This window comes from Streptomyces sp. CA-181903, assembly GCF_050937075.1.
In the GTDB taxonomy this organism is placed as follows: Bacteria; Actinomycetota; Actinomycetes; order Streptomycetales; family Streptomycetaceae; genus Streptomyces.
In genome coordinates, this window is sequence record NZ_JBNJLY010000001.1 from 1295130 (window position 1) to 1309999 (window position 14870).

General features: G+C 71.2%; 14 protein-coding genes and 1 pseudogene. 3 read left to right on the forward strand and 12 right to left on the reverse strand.

The window, feature by feature from the left end; translation table 11 throughout:
- Nucleotides 1-99: 99 nt before the first annotated feature.
- The 4 genes from ACQEVS_RS05520 to ACQEVS_RS05535 all read right to left on the reverse strand — a co-directional run bounded on the left by ACQEVS_RS05520 (nucleotide 100) and on the right by ACQEVS_RS05535 (nucleotide 3821).
- Complete coding sequence (locus ACQEVS_RS05520) at nucleotides 100-753, reverse strand: GNAT family N-acetyltransferase (protein WP_433015962.1); 654 nt, start codon at nucleotides 751-753, stop codon at nucleotides 100-102.
- 269 nt (nucleotides 754-1022) lie between these two features.
- Nucleotides 1023-1892, reverse strand: coding sequence for a MetQ/NlpA family ABC transporter substrate-binding protein (locus ACQEVS_RS05525; protein WP_433015965.1), 870 nt, complete (start codon nucleotides 1890-1892; stop codon nucleotides 1023-1025).
- A 97-nt stretch (nucleotides 1893-1989) separates the two neighbouring features.
- On the reverse strand, nucleotides 1990-2769 hold the full coding sequence (locus tag ACQEVS_RS05530) for a methionine ABC transporter permease (RefSeq protein ID WP_433015968.1): 780 nt from the start codon (nucleotides 2767-2769) through the stop codon (nucleotides 1990-1992).
- Entirely contained in the window at nucleotides 2766-3821 is a 1056-nt protein-coding gene (locus ACQEVS_RS05535; RefSeq protein WP_433015971.1) for a methionine ABC transporter ATP-binding protein, read from the reverse strand. Before ACQEVS_RS05535 ends, ACQEVS_RS05530 begins: the two co-directional genes overlap by 4 nt.
- 470 nt (nucleotides 3822-4291) lie before the next feature.
- Between ACQEVS_RS05535 and ACQEVS_RS05540 the strand changes: the two genes are divergently transcribed.
- Nucleotides 4292-4651: a hypothetical protein gene (locus ACQEVS_RS05540; RefSeq protein ID WP_433015974.1), complete on the forward strand. Its 360-nt coding sequence runs from the start codon at nucleotides 4292-4294 to the stop codon at nucleotides 4649-4651.
- 2 nt (nucleotides 4652-4653) lie between these two features.
- Nucleotides 4654-5082 (forward strand): hypothetical protein, encoded by a 429-nt coding sequence (locus ACQEVS_RS05545; RefSeq protein ID WP_433015977.1) that lies wholly within the window; start codon nucleotides 4654-4656, stop codon nucleotides 5080-5082.
- Nucleotides 5083-5246: 164 nt separating this feature from the next.
- On the opposite strand, the pseudogene ACQEVS_RS05550 reads toward ACQEVS_RS05545, so the two are convergent.
- From ACQEVS_RS05550 to ACQEVS_RS05560, 3 genes and pseudogenes are all read right to left on the reverse strand, one after another.
- Nucleotides 5247-5752 (reverse strand): annotated as a pseudogene (locus ACQEVS_RS05550) (GNAT family N-acetyltransferase).
- Nucleotides 5753-5837: 85 nt separating this feature from the next.
- Nucleotides 5838-6398 carry an RNA polymerase sigma factor gene (locus ACQEVS_RS05555; protein ID WP_433015980.1) on the reverse strand — a complete coding sequence of 187 codons (561 nt, stop codon included), beginning with the start codon at nucleotides 6396-6398 and terminating at the stop codon, nucleotides 5838-5840.
- Between the two features lie 99 nt (nucleotides 6399-6497).
- Nucleotides 6498-7706, reverse strand: a complete 1209-nt coding sequence (locus ACQEVS_RS05560; protein WP_433015983.1) for a glycerophosphodiester phosphodiesterase — start codon at nucleotides 7704-7706, stop codon at nucleotides 6498-6500.
- Between the two features lie 254 nt (nucleotides 7707-7960).
- Here ACQEVS_RS05560 and ACQEVS_RS05565 point away from each other — a divergent pair, with 254 nt between their 5' ends.
- Complete coding sequence (locus ACQEVS_RS05565; RefSeq protein WP_433015986.1) at nucleotides 7961-8638, forward strand: lysophospholipid acyltransferase family protein; 678 nt, start codon at nucleotides 7961-7963, stop codon at nucleotides 8636-8638.
- Between the two features lie 30 nt (nucleotides 8639-8668).
- Here ACQEVS_RS05565 and ACQEVS_RS05570 read toward each other — a convergent pair whose 3' ends face one another.
- The 5 genes from ACQEVS_RS05570 to ACQEVS_RS05590 all read right to left on the reverse strand — a co-directional run bounded on the left by ACQEVS_RS05570 (nucleotide 8669) and on the right by ACQEVS_RS05590 (nucleotide 14864).
- Entirely contained in the window at nucleotides 8669-9505 is an 837-nt protein-coding gene (locus ACQEVS_RS05570) for an alpha/beta fold hydrolase (protein WP_433015989.1), read from the reverse strand.
- A 204-nt stretch (nucleotides 9506-9709) separates the two neighbouring features.
- Entirely contained in the window at nucleotides 9710-11296 is a 1587-nt protein-coding gene (locus tag ACQEVS_RS05575; protein WP_433015992.1) for an MFS transporter, read from the reverse strand.
- Nucleotides 11293-11841 carry a TetR/AcrR family transcriptional regulator gene (locus tag ACQEVS_RS05580; protein WP_004955752.1) on the reverse strand — a complete coding sequence of 183 codons (549 nt, stop codon included), beginning with the start codon at nucleotides 11839-11841 and terminating at the stop codon, nucleotides 11293-11295. The genes ACQEVS_RS05575 and ACQEVS_RS05580 overlap by 4 nt, the downstream gene beginning before the upstream one ends.
- A gap of 296 nt (nucleotides 11842-12137) precedes the next feature.
- On the reverse strand, nucleotides 12138-13571 hold the full coding sequence (gene argH / locus ACQEVS_RS05585) for an argininosuccinate lyase (protein WP_433015997.1): 1434 nt from the start codon (nucleotides 13569-13571) through the stop codon (nucleotides 12138-12140).
- A gap of 99 nt (nucleotides 13572-13670) precedes the next feature.
- Nucleotides 13671-14864, reverse strand: coding sequence for an argininosuccinate synthase (locus ACQEVS_RS05590; RefSeq protein WP_433016000.1), 1194 nt, complete (start codon nucleotides 14862-14864; stop codon nucleotides 13671-13673).
- Nucleotides 14865-14870 lie beyond the last annotated feature (6 nt).

Consider the following 14870-nt stretch of genomic DNA (forward strand, 5'->3'; position numbering starts at 1 on the left):
AGCGGGGTGCCCGCTCTGCGCGGCGGGCATGGTGAGAGTACCCCGGCAGGTCCGGACCACCGTCCGGAGCGCGGGGCGGATGGTTGCGCGCGGGGGGCGTCAGCGCCAGCCGGGCGACCAGCCGGGGAACGCGGCGGCGTAACCGGTGTTGTCCCCGGTGTGTTCGCGCACCTCGTCGAGGTCCTCGGGGAGCAGGCTCCAGACGATGAGGTCGGTGCGGATGTCGGTCCAGCCGCCGTCCTCGGTGCGGCTGCGCGCTATCCAGGCGTTGCGGAGAACCCCTTCGCTGATGCAGCCGATCTTCTGGGCGACCTGCTGGGAGGCGGTGTTGTCGGCGGCGGTGCGGAGTTCGAGGCGTTCGAACTTCTGGTCCCGGAAGAGCCACTGGGCGACGGCGAGGACGGATTCGCAGGCGTAGCCCTCGCCGCGGGCCCAGGGGGCGGTGACGTAGGCGATCTCGCTGGAGAGGGTGTGCCAGTCGGTGTGGTGGAGGCGCACGGTGCCGACCAGGCGGTGGGTGAGGAACTCGGTCACCGCAAAGACGATTCCGCGTCCCGAGGAGCGTTCGGCGGGAGCGGTCCGGAGGACCCATTCGCGGGCGTCGGCGGTGGTGTACGGGTGCGGGGCGGACGTCCACGCGGTGATGAGCTCGTCGTTCATCATCTCGGTGAGCGCGGGGACGTCCGTCGCGTCGAACGGGCGCAGCACCAGCCGGTCCGTACTGATGGAGATGTCCGGAAAGGTGGAAGTCATGCGCTGCTCCAACGCCGGAGGGGGTTCCCCGCGCCGTGCGGACGCGGGGAGGGTGGCCGGGTTCCGTCCCGGCGGTCGCGCCGGTCTCGGATGCACCAGCATGCAGTATGGCCACAGTGGTGCGCCAAGCGCGGCGGCCCCGCGCACGCGTGGCGTGTGCGGGGCCTGCGTCCGCCGAGACGGCTGAGAGTACCGGCGGTTTCTGCGCGGCGCAGGGCGGGCGACGCGATCCGGCGTCCGTTTCGGCCGTGAGCCGCCCGTTCGGACCGTCAGCCCTTGGCGGGGCCGAAGGCCGGGATGACGGCCCCGTTGCTGAACTTATCCTCGATGAACTTCTTGACCTCGTCGGAGTTGAGCAGCTTGGCGAGCTTGACGATGCGCGGGTCCTGCTCGTTGCCCTTCTTCACGGCGAGGAAGTTGGCGTAGGGGTTGCCCTCGGCCTTCTCCAGGGCCAGGGAGTCCTTGGCCGGGTTGAGCTTGGCGCCGATGGCGAAGTTGCCGTTGATGACGGCGGCGTCCACGTCGGCGAGGCGGGCCGGGATCTGGGCGGCCTCGATCTCGGTGAACTTGATGCCCTTGTCGTCCTTGATGTCCTTGAGGGTGGCACCGGCGCCCACGCCGTCCTTCAGCTCGATGACCTTGTTGTCGGCGAGCAGCTTGAGGGCGCGGCCCTCGTTGGTGACGTCGTTGGGGACGGCGATGGTGGCGCCCTCGCCCAGCTCGGAGACCTTCTTGACCTTCTTGGAGTAGAGGCCCAGCGGCTCGATCTCGACGTTGACGACGGGGACGATGTCCGTCTTGTTCTTCTTGTTGAACTCGTCGAGGTACGGCTTGTGCTGGAAGAAGTTGCCGTCGACCTCGCCGCTCTGGGTGGCCGTGTTCGGCACGTTGTAGTCGTTGTACTGCTTCACCTCCAGCTTCAGGCCGGCGTCCTTCGCGAGGTGGTCGCGGACGTACTCGAGGATGACGCTGTGCGGCGTGGGGCTGGCCGCGATGAGGAGCTTGGCCGCCGGGTCCGCGTCCTTGCCCTTCTTGGTCGAGGACGCGGAGGTGTCGGAGGGGGCGCTGCAGGCGCTCAGGCCGAGGGTCAGCGCGGCGGCTGCGGCGACGGCGGCGGTGAGCTTGAGGGTGGTACGCACGAAGAGTGCCTCTTTCTTGTTCTCACGAGGTGTTGCCGCCCGGCAAAGGGTCCGGGCTCGTGGTGTCCCCGGGGCCGTCGACGGACCCCGCGGAGGTTCAGGGGGCGTCGACGGCCGCCTTGGGCTCGTCGGCGGTGCGCTGGGCGGGGATGTCCGCCGTCGCCTTGGGGGCCTTGGCGGTCCGCAGGCGCCACAGGCCGCCGGGCGCGGCCTGCCGGCCGGTGCGGCGGGCGAGGCGGCGGACGGCGAGGTCGCCGGCCAGCTGGACGATGGTGACCAGGACGATCAGCAGCACGATGGTGATGTTCATCAGCCCGTGCTCCTGCCGCTGGTAGCCGTAGTTGATGGCGACCTGGCCGAGCCCGCCGCCGCCGACGGCGCCGGCCATGGCGGAGTAGCCGATGAGGGCGATCACGGTGGTGGTCAGGCCGGCCACGAGCGAGGCGAGGGCCTGCGGGAGCAGCACCTTGAAGATGATCGTCCAGGTGCCGCCGCCCATCGCCTGGACGGCCTCGATCAGTCCGCCGTCGACCTCGCGGAGGGCGGTCTCGACCAGCCGGGCGAAGAACGGGATGGCGCCGATGGCCAGGGCGACGACCGCGGCGCTCGGCCCGATCGACGTGCCGATGACCATGCGGCTGAAGGGGATCAGCCAGACGATCAGGATGATGAACGGCACGGACCGGGCGATGTTCACCACCGCGCCGACGACCTTGTTGACGACCAGGTTGCGGAGCAGGCCGCCGCGGTCGGTGAGGTAGAGCAGGATGCCCAGCGGCAGTCCGCCGACGACGGTCCAGACGGCGGACCACCACACCATGAAGAGGGTGTCGAGACAGGCGTCGCGCAGCAGCGGCTGCATCTCGTTCCAGGTCACTTGGCACCTTCCTTGAGGAGGGCGTCGGCCGTGGCCTCCGCACCGGCGGTCACGGGCGCCACCTCGACCTGGAGGCCCTGCTCGCGCAGGAAGCCGATGGGGACCACGTTTTCCTCGAAGCGGCCGGGCAGCTCGATGCGCATCCGGCCGACCTGGCGGCCGGCGATGGTGTCCATCGCCGCGCCGAGGATCGAGATGTCGATGTTGTACGTGCGCGAGAGCTGCGAGATGACCGGCTGGGTGGCCGCGTCGCCGTGGAAGGTGACGTCCACGACGGTCCGGTCGGGGCCGGAGGGCTCGCCGCCCACGGGGAACAGCTCGGCGGCCAGCTCGGAGCCGGGCGTGGCCAGCAGCTCGGCGACGGTGCCGGATTCCAGGACCCGGCCCCCCTTCATCAGGGCCGCGGAGTCGCAGATGGACTTGACGACGTCCATCTCGTGGGTGATCAGCAGCACGGTCAGGCCGAGCTGCCGGTTGAGGTCGCGCAGCAGCTGGAGGATCGAGCGGGTGGTCTCCGGGTCGAGCGCGGACGTCGACTCGTCGGAGAGCAGCACCTTGGGGTCGCCGGCCAGGGCGCGGGCGATGCCGACGCGCTGCTTCTGGCCGCCGGAGAGCTGGCCCGGGTACGCCTTGGCCTTCTCGGCGAGGCCGACCAGGTCCAGCAGTTCCAGGGCCTTGCGGGAGCGCTCCTTGCCGGACAGGCCGAGGATCTCCAGCGGGAGCTCGACGTTGGCCTGGACGGTCCGCGAGGACAGCAGGTTGAAGTGCTGGAAGACCATGCCGATGCGGCTGCGTGCCTGCCGGAGGGCGGCGCCGGCGCGCGGGCCGCGGCCGGCGAGCGCCGTGAGGTCCTGGCCGGCGACGGTGACCGTGCCGGACGTGGGCCGCTCCAGGAGGTTGACGCAGCGGATGAGCGTGGACTTGCCGGCGCCGCTCTGGCCGATGACGCCGTACACCTCGCCCTCCCGCACGTGCAGGTCGACGCCGTCGAGGGCGGTGACCTCGCGGCCGCGTGAGCGGTAGACCTTTGTCAGGCCCGTAGTGGTGATCACAGGGGTTTCCGTCACTGTCGAGTGCGCGGCTTGTGGGGCGCCGGCGCACGGGAATTCATTGCGGAACGCGGCGTGGGACCCCGTCGGCGGCCGTCTTCGGCGGCGGTGGGGATCCGGTGTCGCGGAGGGTGGAGAGCGGGCGGTCCGTCGTCGGACGCGGGCTCTACGGGTCTCGCTTCGGGGCGCGAGGCTCGAACGGGGGCCCTCAGCGGTCACACATTCGACACATGCGACGAGCAGCACCGGGCGTCGTCATCGCCTCGGTCGCAGAGATGCGGGTGCTCGTCGTGGTCATGCGGGCAAGTAAAACAGACGTACGCGCGAACAGGCCAAGGTTGTCCGAATGGCGGACACCTCCGGTCACCCCGTGGACAGTGCGGGCCGGGCGCGGCGGGCGCGCGGGGGCCGTCTAAAGTCGTCCCCATGCCTGTCACGCCCCATCCGCACGCCGGTGCCGCCCGGGGGTCACGGTGATCGACGCGCTGACGCTCGCGGTCGGCGTGACCGCCCTCGCGCTCGCCGTCTGGTGCGGCCACGCCGCGTACCGTGACCAGCCGACCAAGGACTGGCACTTCATCGGCATGGCCGTCGTCTCCGTCCTCGCCCTGGCCCAGCTGGTCGTCGGCGTGGTGCAGCTCGCCCGGGGCGAGCGGCCCGTGAAGGGCACCGCCCTCTTCGTGGCGTACCTCCTGGGCGCCGCCGCGTGCGTACCGGGCGCCGGATTCATGTCGATCGCCGAACGCACCCGCTGGGGGTCCGCCACCGTGGCCGCCGGCGCCGTCATCCTCGCCGTGCTCCAGGTACGGCTCTACGACATCTGGGGAGGCTGACCGTGACCGAACCCGCCACCACCGCCGAGGGCGGCGCGGGCCTGGGCAAGGGCCCGGGCCGACTGCTGGTCTGGCTGTACGGGGTGTTCACCGTGGCGGCGGCGTCGCGGTCCATCGTGCAGATGGCTCTGCACTTCGGGGACGCGCCGCTGGCGTACGTGCTCTCGGCCGTCGCGGCCGTGGTGTACGCGTTCATCACGTACTCGCTGGTGCGGGGTGGGGAGGGGGCTCGGCGGGTGGCGTTGGTGTGCTGCGCGCTGGAGCTTCTCGGGGTGCTCACCGTGGGGACGTGGACCCTCGCGGATCCCGGGGCGTTCCCTGACGCGACCGTGTGGTCGGACTACGGGATGGGGTACCTGTTCATTCCGGTGATCCTGCCGGTGACGGCGATGGTGTGGTTGCGGCGGGCGCCGGTTTCCGCTGCGCGGTGAGGGTCCCCGGCCCCGCCCTTTCGCCGTTTCCCGGGAAGCACCCCGGACCCCCGGCATCGCGGCTTCGCCGCGAGGTCCTCAAACGCCGGACGGGCTGAAGTGCGCGCCCTGGGCGCGACAACCAGCCCGTCCGGCGTTTGAGGACAACCGCGCGGAGCGCGGTTTCACCCGGCAGCGGCCAGCTCTCCCACCGCGGCGGACTTCTCCAGCGTCACCACCGTCAGCGCCTTGCTGACCACTTCCGTCCCCACCGCCTCATACCCCCGCTTCCGGCACAGCCGAAGCGTCAGTTCGCTCCGCCGGCCAACGGCCAGCCGGAACCGCCGCGCACCCCCGTCCGCGGCGAGACGCTCCTCCAGAGCGCCCAGCAGCCGGCCGCCCAGGCCGTGGCGCCGCAGCCGCGGGTGGACGATGAGGCCGGTGATGGACGCCGTGCCGGACGCGGCGTCGAGCGTGCCGCGCACCGACCCGACGACCTCCTCGCCGAGCCGGGCCACCAGCACGCACCCCGCGGCCAGTTCGGCCCGCAGTTCGTCGAGAGTCTGGGTCAGCGGGTCGAGGGAGTAGTCCCCGTACAGCTCGGCCTCCCCTGGTAGCAGAGGTACTGGAGCTTCAGGATCCGTTCGGCGTCGTCCTCGGTCGCCGCCGCGATGGTCACGCTCATACCCATGTGCGCATGCCTCCCCTGGTCAGTCCCGTACGTTCCGTCTGACAGGAGCCGCCGCGGTACACGTCGCCTCCGTGGCGCCTGTTGTCTACCGCTCCTTTCCCCAAGGTCCAGGAGCCGCAATCGCCGCCGTCAGCATTCTGCGCAGGCATCCCAGGCAACGGGAACGGATCGGCCCCAAAGATCCTTGTGAGATACCCAACTCTCCTGCGATTTCTCGGTACGTCGGGTCTCCTGAGGAGAGGAGGGCGCGCATCAGGCCGGGGCAGCGGCCGGGGAGGCGGTGGACGGCGGCGCGGAGTTCGCGGCGGGATTCGGCGGCCAGGACCGCCCGTTCGACGCCGGAGCCGAGCGCGTCGGCGTGGTCGGCCGGTTCGGCGGCGGTGGGGTCGTACGGCACCTCGCGGCGGGCGAGGCGGCTCGCGGCGCGGGCCTCGGCGCGGACGGCGGCGCGTAACCGGAGGGCGGGCGGCTCGGCGCGACGGCGTCCCCGTCGGCCGGCGGGGACGCCGTCGTTCCGGTCGCTCAGCAGTCGGACCCAGACGGCCTGTTCGAGGTCGGCCGCGTCGATGCCGGCCGCCGGCGCCTCGGCGGCGCATTCGGCGGCCAGCAGCGGCCGGAGCGAGGTGACGAGGTCGTTCGGTGTCATGCCCGGCGGGACGTGGGGGCGTGAGCCACCGGTTGCCGAGCCCGACGGGCGTCACTCGTCCGTGTGGAATCCGTCAGGATTCCCGGGGCGGCGGAGGCTTCAGCCCTTGCGCCCCTTCAGGAACTCCTCCCGCGCGAGCACCGCCGTGTCGCAGTTGTCCGAGAAGATGCCGTCGATCCCCGTCGCGTAGTACGTCTTGAAGGCGCCGATGGCGTCGCCGTACGCGTTCGGGTCGGTGCCGCGCCGGAAGTCGGCGGGCAGGAAGCTGTTCTCGTTGCGCATGGTGTACGGGTGCAGGACGAGATGGGCGGCGTGCGCGTCACGGACGAGCGTGGTGGGCTTGGTGAGCCGGTCGTTCTTGTCCCGGGGGATGATCAGGTTGAGCCACGGGCCTATGCCCTGCGCGAAGCCGGACACCCACTTGAGGCCCTTGGGGGTGATGAGGTCCGCGACCGTGCGCGGGTCCTTGGCCTCGACGAAGTCCCAGGGGCGGGTGGGCAGATCGTCCAGGAGCAGGATCTTCGGGCAGTCGAGGCCGAGCCGGCCCAGCCGCTGGAGGCTGCTCGGCTCGAAGGACTGAAGGAACGTATACGACGAGTTCCGGCCCGCGCGGCCGTACCGGCGCAGCAGCTTCGCGAGCCGCTCCTCCAGGCCCAGGCCCAGCTTGCGGAAGTAGGTGGGGTGCTTGGTCTCGACGTGCAGCCATATGCGCCGGCCGCGCTTGCGCCCCTCCTCGTCCGCCCACTTGAGGACCTCTTCGAAGGTGGGCACGGTCCAGTGGCCGTCGTAAAGGGTGTTGTGCTGCCGGACCTGGGGCAGGCGTTCCTTCGCACGCAGGGTCTTCAGCTCGGCGAGGGTGAAGTCCTCGGTGAACCAGCCGGTGTGGGACTCGCCGTCGACGGTCTTGGTGGTCTTGCGGGAGGCGAACTCCGGACGGGAGGAGACGTCGGTGGTGCCCGTGATGTCGTTCTCGTGGCGACAGACCAGATGGCCGTCCTTGGTGGGGACGACGTCCTGCTCGATGACGTCCGCGCCGTTCTCCAGGGCGAACCGGTAGGAGCCGAGGGTGTGCTCGGGCCGGTATCCACTGCCGCCGCGGTGTCCGACGACCGTGGGCACCGGCAGGTCCCGCAGGCCACCGCCGCCGCCGTGGCCGTGGCCCGGCCGCCGGTCACCCGCCGTCGCCGAGGCCGCCGAGGGGGCCGCCGCCGCCATGCCCGCGCCGCCGCCGAGGGTGACCGCTCCCGCGCCGAGGACCGCCGCGGCCCCCAGCACCGAGCGCCGGCCCGGCCGCTGCTCCTGCTGCATGTACATTCGCTCCTTCGTTCCGGAGCCGGTGGTTCCGACTCCCTTTCGGACGCGCAGATCGTAGGTGCGTCCGTCTTGCGTACAGAAGGCCGTGGTCGAAACGGAGTGAAAACTCACGTCAACACTGCGTATCGGGTCGGTTAACCCGGTGTGCGGAACGGCCGTACCCGCGAGTATCGTCCTCACCTGCCACCAGGCCCGGCCGCCGACCGACCGACCAAACCGAACAAGACCAAGACAAGACCGGAGGATCCGTGTCCCGCATCCTGCTCAAGGCGTTCCTCGGACTTCTCATGCGCGTCCTGTACCGCCCCAAGGTGGAGGGCATGGAGCGCATCCCCGCTTCCGGGCCGGTCATTCTGGCGGGGAACCACGTCACGTTCATCGACTCGCTGTTCCTGGCGCTGGTGGTCAAGCGGCAGGTGTTCTTCATCGGCAAGGACGAGTACGTGACGGGCAAGGGGCTCAAGGGCCGGCTGATGGCCTGGTTCTTCGGCGCCTCCGGCATGATCCCGGTGGACCGCGACGGCGGTCACGGCGGGGTCGCCGCGCTGATGACGGGCCGTCGCATCCTGGAGGAGGGCAAGATCTTCGCGATCTACCCCGAGGGCACCCGCTCCCCCGACGGCCGCCTGTACCGCGGCCGGACCGGCATCGCCCGCCTCGCGCTGATGACCGGCGCGCCCGTGGTGCCGTTCGCGATGATCGGCACCGACAAGGTGCAGCCGAGCGGCAAGGGCCGCCCGCACATCAGCCCGGTGACCGTCCGCTTCGGTGAGCCGCTGGACTTCGAGCGCTACGAGGGCATGGACCGCGACCGCTACGTCCTGCGGGCCGTCACCGACGAGGTGATGAGCCACGTCATGCGGCTCTCCGGCCAGGAGTACGTGGACATCTACGCCACCAAGGCGCGGGCGGCGAAGGCCGCCTGAGCCGGGCCCCTTCCCGACGACCGGTGGCCGTCAGGCCCCGCCGAGGCACCGCGGCCGGAAGCCCGGGTCGGCGGGGCCCTTCCGTGCCAGGGCGTTGAGCACCCACTGGTGGACGACCGGGTCCTTGGTCGCCTGGTCGTGCATGAACGGGTCGAACGGGCACGCGTCCTGGAGGACGACGTTGGTCAGCCGCTCGGCGGGGCCGGTCAGCAGGGCGCTGGTGTAGGGGACGACGACCTCGTCGTGCCGGGTGGTGACGACGGTGTAGTCGGGCCCGGCGGGCGTCTCCTCGCCCGCGTTGAGCTTCTTCAGCAGGTCGGATCCGGTGCGCTGGTCCAGGCAGGACGGGCAGACGGTGTACCCGGCGGGGATGGCCAGCGGGTTGTCGGTGCCGTGGTTGGAGGGGACGATGGCGACGAGGTCGTCCACCTTGTCGGCGCCGCCGAGGAACTTCACGTAGTAGCGCGGCATCATGCCGCCCTGACTGTGGCCGACGATGTCGACCTTGGCCGCGCCGGTCGCCCCGCGGACGGCCTCGACGAAGTCGCGGAGTTCGGCCGCCGCCTGCGGGATGGGGTCGGTCTCCATGTGCCCGTAGTTGAAGGCGAAGACGCAGTAGCCGTTCTCCTTCAGCTTCGGGGAGAGCTTGGCCCAGTTCTCCGCCATGAGCTTGAACGTGCCGTTGACGAGGACGACGGGCTCCGGGTGGGCCGAATCCGGCTTGCAGGACCAGTCGTTGGCGCCCTTGGGCGGGATGTCGAGCACCGACGCGGAGGCGGGGGCCGCCGTGGCGGACATTCCGGTGAGGGTGAGGGTCGCGGTGGCCGCCGCGGCGAGCAGGGCTCTCACTTTGGTGCGCAGACGCATGGGGGGTTCCTTCCGCACAAGGGCTTTGCTTCAACCTCGCCGAACTGCGTTCGGCAATACCGACCGGTAGTCGCAGATCGTTCCCGCGCGTAAGGACCCCGTCAAGGGACGGAACCCTCGGAAAAAGTCACACGGGCCGGGGCTTGCCGCCCCGGCCCGTGTGCGCTTGGCTCATCCGAGCCCTGTCCCGCTCACCGGCGGCACTCAGTGCTCGTGCTCGGCGTGCTTGAGGTGCTCGGCCTCCGCGCTGTCCTCCAGCCGCTGCCCGCGCAGCAGGAACCACGCCGCCACCGCCGTCCCCAGCAGCACCACCGCACCGACCGCGGACGCCAGCCGCAGCCCGTCGACGAACGCATGCTGCGCGGAACTCAGCAGGGCGGACCCGGCGTCGGCGGGCAGCGTCGTCGCCGCCTTGACCGCCCCGCCCAGCGACTCGTGCGCGTCCGCCGCGGCACCGGACGGCACCCCGGCCGGGACGGCGAAGTCCCGGTAGACGCCGGTGACGATCGAGCCCAGCAGCGCGATGCCCAGCGCGGCGCCGAGTTCGTACGCCGTCTCGGAGACGGCCGAGGCGGCGCCGGCCTGCTCCTTGGGGACGCTGGAGAGGATGACGTCGGCGGTGACGGTGAACGAGAAGCCCGCACCGACGCCGACGACCAGCAGGACCGCCCCGAGCAGCGGGTAGGAGGTGTCGGTTCGCAGGGTGGCGATGACGGCGAGGGCGACGCCGATGGCCGCCAGGCCGCCGCCCACCACCGACCGTACCGACCAGCGGCGGGCCGCCTGCCCGGCCAGCAGGCCGGCCGTCACCGCGCCGACGGCGGCCGGGAGTTCGGCCAGTCCGGCCTCCAGCGGGTCGCGGTCCTGCACGAGCTGGAGGAACTGGGACAGGAAGAAGACCATGCCGGACAGGCCCAATACCGTCAGCAGGTCCGCCAGGACGGCGGCGGAGAAGCCCCGGTTGCGGAAGAGGCGCATGTCCAGCAGGGGCGCGGGCAGCCGCAGCTGCCGGCGGACGAACCAGGCCAGGGCGGCCAGTCCGACGACCGCCGCGACGGCGACCTCCGCGCTGATCCCGTGCGTCGCCCCCTCCTTGACCGCGTAGACGACGCCGATGATGCCGGCCATCGACAGGACGACGCTCAGCAGGTCCCAGGGGCCGGGCGACGGATCACGCGACTCGGGCAGCAACTTGATGCCCACGAGCACCAGCACCGCCATGACCGGCAGGTTGATCAGGAAGACCGAGCCCCACCAGTAGTTCTCCAGCAGGAACCCGCCGACCACCGGCCCCACGGCCGCGCCGGCCGAGGCCATCGCGCCCCAGATGCCGATGGCGAGGCTGCGCTCGCGCGGGTCGTGGAAGAGGTTGCGGATCAGCGCCAGGGTGGACGGCATCAGGGTCGCGCCGGCGACGCCCAGCAGGGCGCGGGCGGCGATCATCATCTCCGGGCTGGCGGCGTACGCGTTGAGGACCGACACCGCGCCGAACGCGACGGCACCGCTGAGCAGCAGCTTCTTGCGCCCGATGCGGTCGCCCAGGCTGCCCATGGAGACGAGCAGACCAGCGATGACGAAGGAGTAGACGTCGCCGATCCACAGCAGCTGCGTGCCCGAGGGCTTCAGGTCCTCGCTGAGGAACGGCGTCGCCAGGCCGAGGACGGTGGCGTCGACGGCGACCAGCAGCACAGCGAGGACGAGGACCGCGAGGGCCAGCCAGCGGCCCCGGTAGGGGGTCTCCCCGGCTTTGGGGGCGTTCGGGGGCTGGGTGATCGTTCGCTGGCCGTTCATCGTTCCATCCTCCGTCGCGCGCCGCCGAGCAGCAGCTCGGAGACCATCCGGGTGCGGTCCTTGGCCGCCACCCGGCCGTCCTGGACCGCCCAGGCGCCGATGCCGATCAGCCCGTAGAGCGCCTCGGTCAGCCAGGCGGCCGACAGGTCCAGGCGGAAGGCGCCCTCCTCCTGGCCGCGGGTGAACAGCCGCTGGACGCGGGTGTCGAGCCGCTTCCAGCCCTCGTTGCCGCCGTTCTCGTAGAGCTGGTTCTCGGTGAAGAGGAACGCGAGGATGCCGGAGACCGGCTCGGACAGGGCGATCAGCCGGGCGACCGCCTCGGCCGCGTCCCCCTCCTCCGGCCTCGCCTCGTCGAGCGCCCGCTCGAACTGCTCGATCCCCAGGTCTTCCAGCGCCCGGACGAGCGCGTCACGCCCGGCGAAGTGCCGGTGCAACGTGGCCCGGCTGATCCCCGCCGCTCTCGCGATCTCGTCCATGGAGGCCGTCGCCTTGCGGGTGAGCAGGGACGCGGCCGCGTTCAGTACGTGCTGTCGGTCGAGCCTCATGAGACGAGAGTAACCCGAATGAGACGTTCATGTCTCATTCGGGTCGATGGTGTCTCGCGCTGCGCGTGGGGAGGGTGCCCCGGTCCCGCCCTTTCACCGTTTCTTGCGGGGGCTGCGCCCCCGCACCCCCAAACCGCGCTCCGCGCGGTTGTCCTCAATCGCCGGACGGGCTGAAATCAGCCCGTCCGGCGATTGAGGACCCGGGGTCCGGGGCGGAGCCCCGGAAGAAACTGGGGGCACCTCCCAGCGGTAGCTGGGGGAGAAAGGGCGGGTCCGGGGCAACACCCCCCGGAGGGTCACCCCCGCTCCGCGCCCGCCCACTCCCGCTGCACCACCAGCTCCGCCTTCACCTCGGCAAGCTGCACGGCGACCGCCGACGGCGCGGTCCCGCCCCGCCCGCTCCGGGAAGCGAGCGACCCCGGAACGTCCAGAACGGTCCGCACCTCCGGCGTCAGATGCACCGAGATCGCCGCGAACTCCTCATCCGAGAGCGCGTCCAGCTCAACCCCCCGCCGCTCACACACCTTCACGCACTCCCCCGCCACCTCATGCGCCACCCGGAACGGCACCCCCTCCCGCACCAGCCACTCCGCGATGTCCGTGGCCAGCGAGAACCCGGCCGGAGCCAGCTCCTCCATCCGCTCCCGGTGGACGGTGAGCGTCGCCATCATCCCGGTGAAGGCGGGCAGCAGGACCTCCAGCTGGTCGCAGGAGTCGAAGACCGGCTCCTTGTCCTCCTGGAGGTCGCGGTTGTAGGCGAGCGGCAGCGCCTTGAGTGTGGCGAGCAGCCCGGTCAGATTGCCGATCAGCCGTCCGGACTTGCCGCGCGCCAGCTCGGCGATGTCCGGGTTCTTCTTCTGCGGCATGATCGACGAGCCGGTCGAGAACGCGTCGTGGAGGGTGACGAAGGAGAACTCCTTCGTGTTCCAGATGATGATCTCCTCGGCGATCCGCGAGAGATCGATCCCGATCATCGCCGTGATGAACGCGAACTCGGCGACGAAGTCCCGGGAGGCCGTGCCGTCGATGGAGTTGCCGACCGAGCCGCGCTCGAAGCCGAGGTCGGCGGCGACCGCCTCCGGGTCGAGGCCGAGCGAGGACCCGGCGAGCGCGCCGGAGCCGTACGGGGAGACGGCCGTCCGCTCGTCCCACTGCCGCAGCCGTTCCGCGTCCCGGCCGAGGGCCTGGACGTGGGCGAGGACGTGGTGGGCGAAGAGGACGGGCTGGGCGTGCTGGAGGTGCGTCCGGCCGGGCATCGCCACGTCCTGGTGCGCCTCGGCGAGGCCGACGAGCGCTTCCTGGAGCTCGGCGAGCAGTCCGCCGATGATCCGCGCGTGATCGCGCAGGTACATCCGGAAGAGGGTGGCGACCTGGTCGTTGCGGGAGCGGCCGGCGCGCAGCTTGCCGCCGAGGTCGGGGCCGAGCCGTTCGAGGAGGCCGCGCTCCAGGGCGGTGTGGACGTCCTCGTCGGCGACGGTGCCGGTGAAGGCGCCGGTGGCCACGTCGGCCTCCAGCCGGTCGAGGCCGTCCAGCATCGCGGCGAGCTCGTCGGCGGTCAGCAGTCCGGCCTTGTGCAGCACGCGGGCGTGGGCGCGGGAACCGGCGATGTCGTAGGGGGCCAGGCGCCAGTCGAAGTGGACGGAGGCGGACAGCTTGGCCAGGGCCTCGGCGGGGCCGTCGGCGAAGCGGCCGCCCCAGAGCCGGACGTCGTCGGTGGTGCCGTTGCTCACGTGCGTGCTCCTCGTGGGTGGTGGGGGGCGGCCGGCCGCCGTGGGGTGTCAGGCGGAGGGACACGGCGGCCGGCCGGTCGGTCGGACCGGTCCCGTCGGTCAGACCAGGTCCCGCTTGGCGGCGATCTTCGACGAGAGGCCGAAGATCTCGATGAAGCCCTTGGAGAGCGACTGGTCGAAGGTGTCACCCGTGTCGTAGGTGGCGAGGTTGAAGTCGTAGAGCGACTTGGCCGACTTCCGGCCGGTGACGACGGCCCGGCCGCCGTGCAGGGTCATCCGGATGTCGCCGCTGACGTGCTCGTTGGCCTCGGCGATGAAGCCGTCCAGCGCCCGCTTGAGCGGCGAGAACCACATGCCGTCGTAGACCAGTTCGCTCCACCGCTGCTCGACCTGCCGCTTGTAGCGGGCGAGTTCGCGCTCGACGGTGACGTTCTCCAGCTCCTGGTGGGCGGTGATCAGCGCGATGGCGCCGGGCGCCTCGTAGATCTCCCGGGACTTGATGCCCACGAGCCGGTCCTCGACCATGTCGATCCGGCCGATGCCGTGGGCTCCTGCCCGCTCGTTGAGCTGCTGGATCGCCTGGAGGACGCTGACGGGCTTGCCGTCGATCGCGACCGGGACGCCGGCGTCGAAGGTGATGACGACCTCGTCGGCGTCGCGCGGGGTGGCCGGGTTGGCCGTGTAGTCGTAGACGTCCTCGATGGGCGCGTTCCAGATGTCCTCCAGGAAACCGGTCTCGACGGCCCGGCCGAAGACGTTCTGGTCGATCGAGTACGGCGACTTCTTGCTGGTGGCGATCGGCAGGCCCTTGGCCTCGCAGAAGGCAATGGCCTTGTCCCGGGTCATGGCGTAGTCCCGGACGGGCGCGATGCACTTCAGGTCCGGCGCGAGCGAGGAGATCCCGGCCTCGAACCGCACCTGGTCGTTGCCCTTGCCGGTGCAGCCGTGGGCGACCGTGGTGGCGCCGTGCTTCCGCGCGGCGGCGACGAGGTGCTTGACGATCGTCGGCCGGGAGAGGGCGGAGACCAGCGGGTACCGGTCCATGTAGAGGGCGTTGGCCTTGATCGCCGGGAGGCAGTACTCCTCGGCGAACTCGTCCTTGGCATCGGCGACCTCCGCCTCCACCGCACCGCAGGCGAGCGCGCGCTTGCGGATGACGTCCAGGTCCTCGCCGCCCTGGCCGACGTCCACGGCGACGGCGATGACCTCGGCGCCCGTCTCCTCGGCGATCCAGCCGATGGCGACGGAGGTGTCCAGGCCGCCCGAGTAGGCGAGTACGACGCGCTCGGTCACGGGATT

What these genes read in the sequence shown, in the direction of transcription:
- ACQEVS_RS05520 (WP_433015962.1), bottom strand. Translation starts at nt 753, where the DNA reads ATGACTTCCACCTTTCCGGACATCTCCATCAGTACGGACCGGCTGGTG.
- ACQEVS_RS05555 (WP_433015980.1), bottom strand. Translation starts at nt 6,398, where the DNA reads ATGACACCGAACGACCTCGTCACCTCGCTCCGGCCGCTGCTGGCCGCC.
- ACQEVS_RS05560 (WP_433015983.1), bottom strand. Translation starts at nt 7,706, where the DNA reads ATGCAGCAGGAGCAGCGGCCGGGCCGGCGCTCGGTGCTGGGGGCCGCG.
- ACQEVS_RS05570 (WP_433015989.1), bottom strand. Translation starts at nt 9,505, where the DNA reads ATGCGTCTGCGCACCAAAGTGAGAGCCCTGCTCGCCGCGGCGGCCACC.
- ACQEVS_RS05575 (WP_433015992.1), bottom strand. Translation starts at nt 11,296, where the DNA reads ATGAACGGCCAGCGAACGATCACCCAGCCCCCGAACGCCCCCAAAGCC.
- ACQEVS_RS05580 (WP_004955752.1), bottom strand. Translation starts at nt 11,841, where the DNA reads ATGAGGCTCGACCGACAGCACGTACTGAACGCGGCCGCGTCCCTGCTC.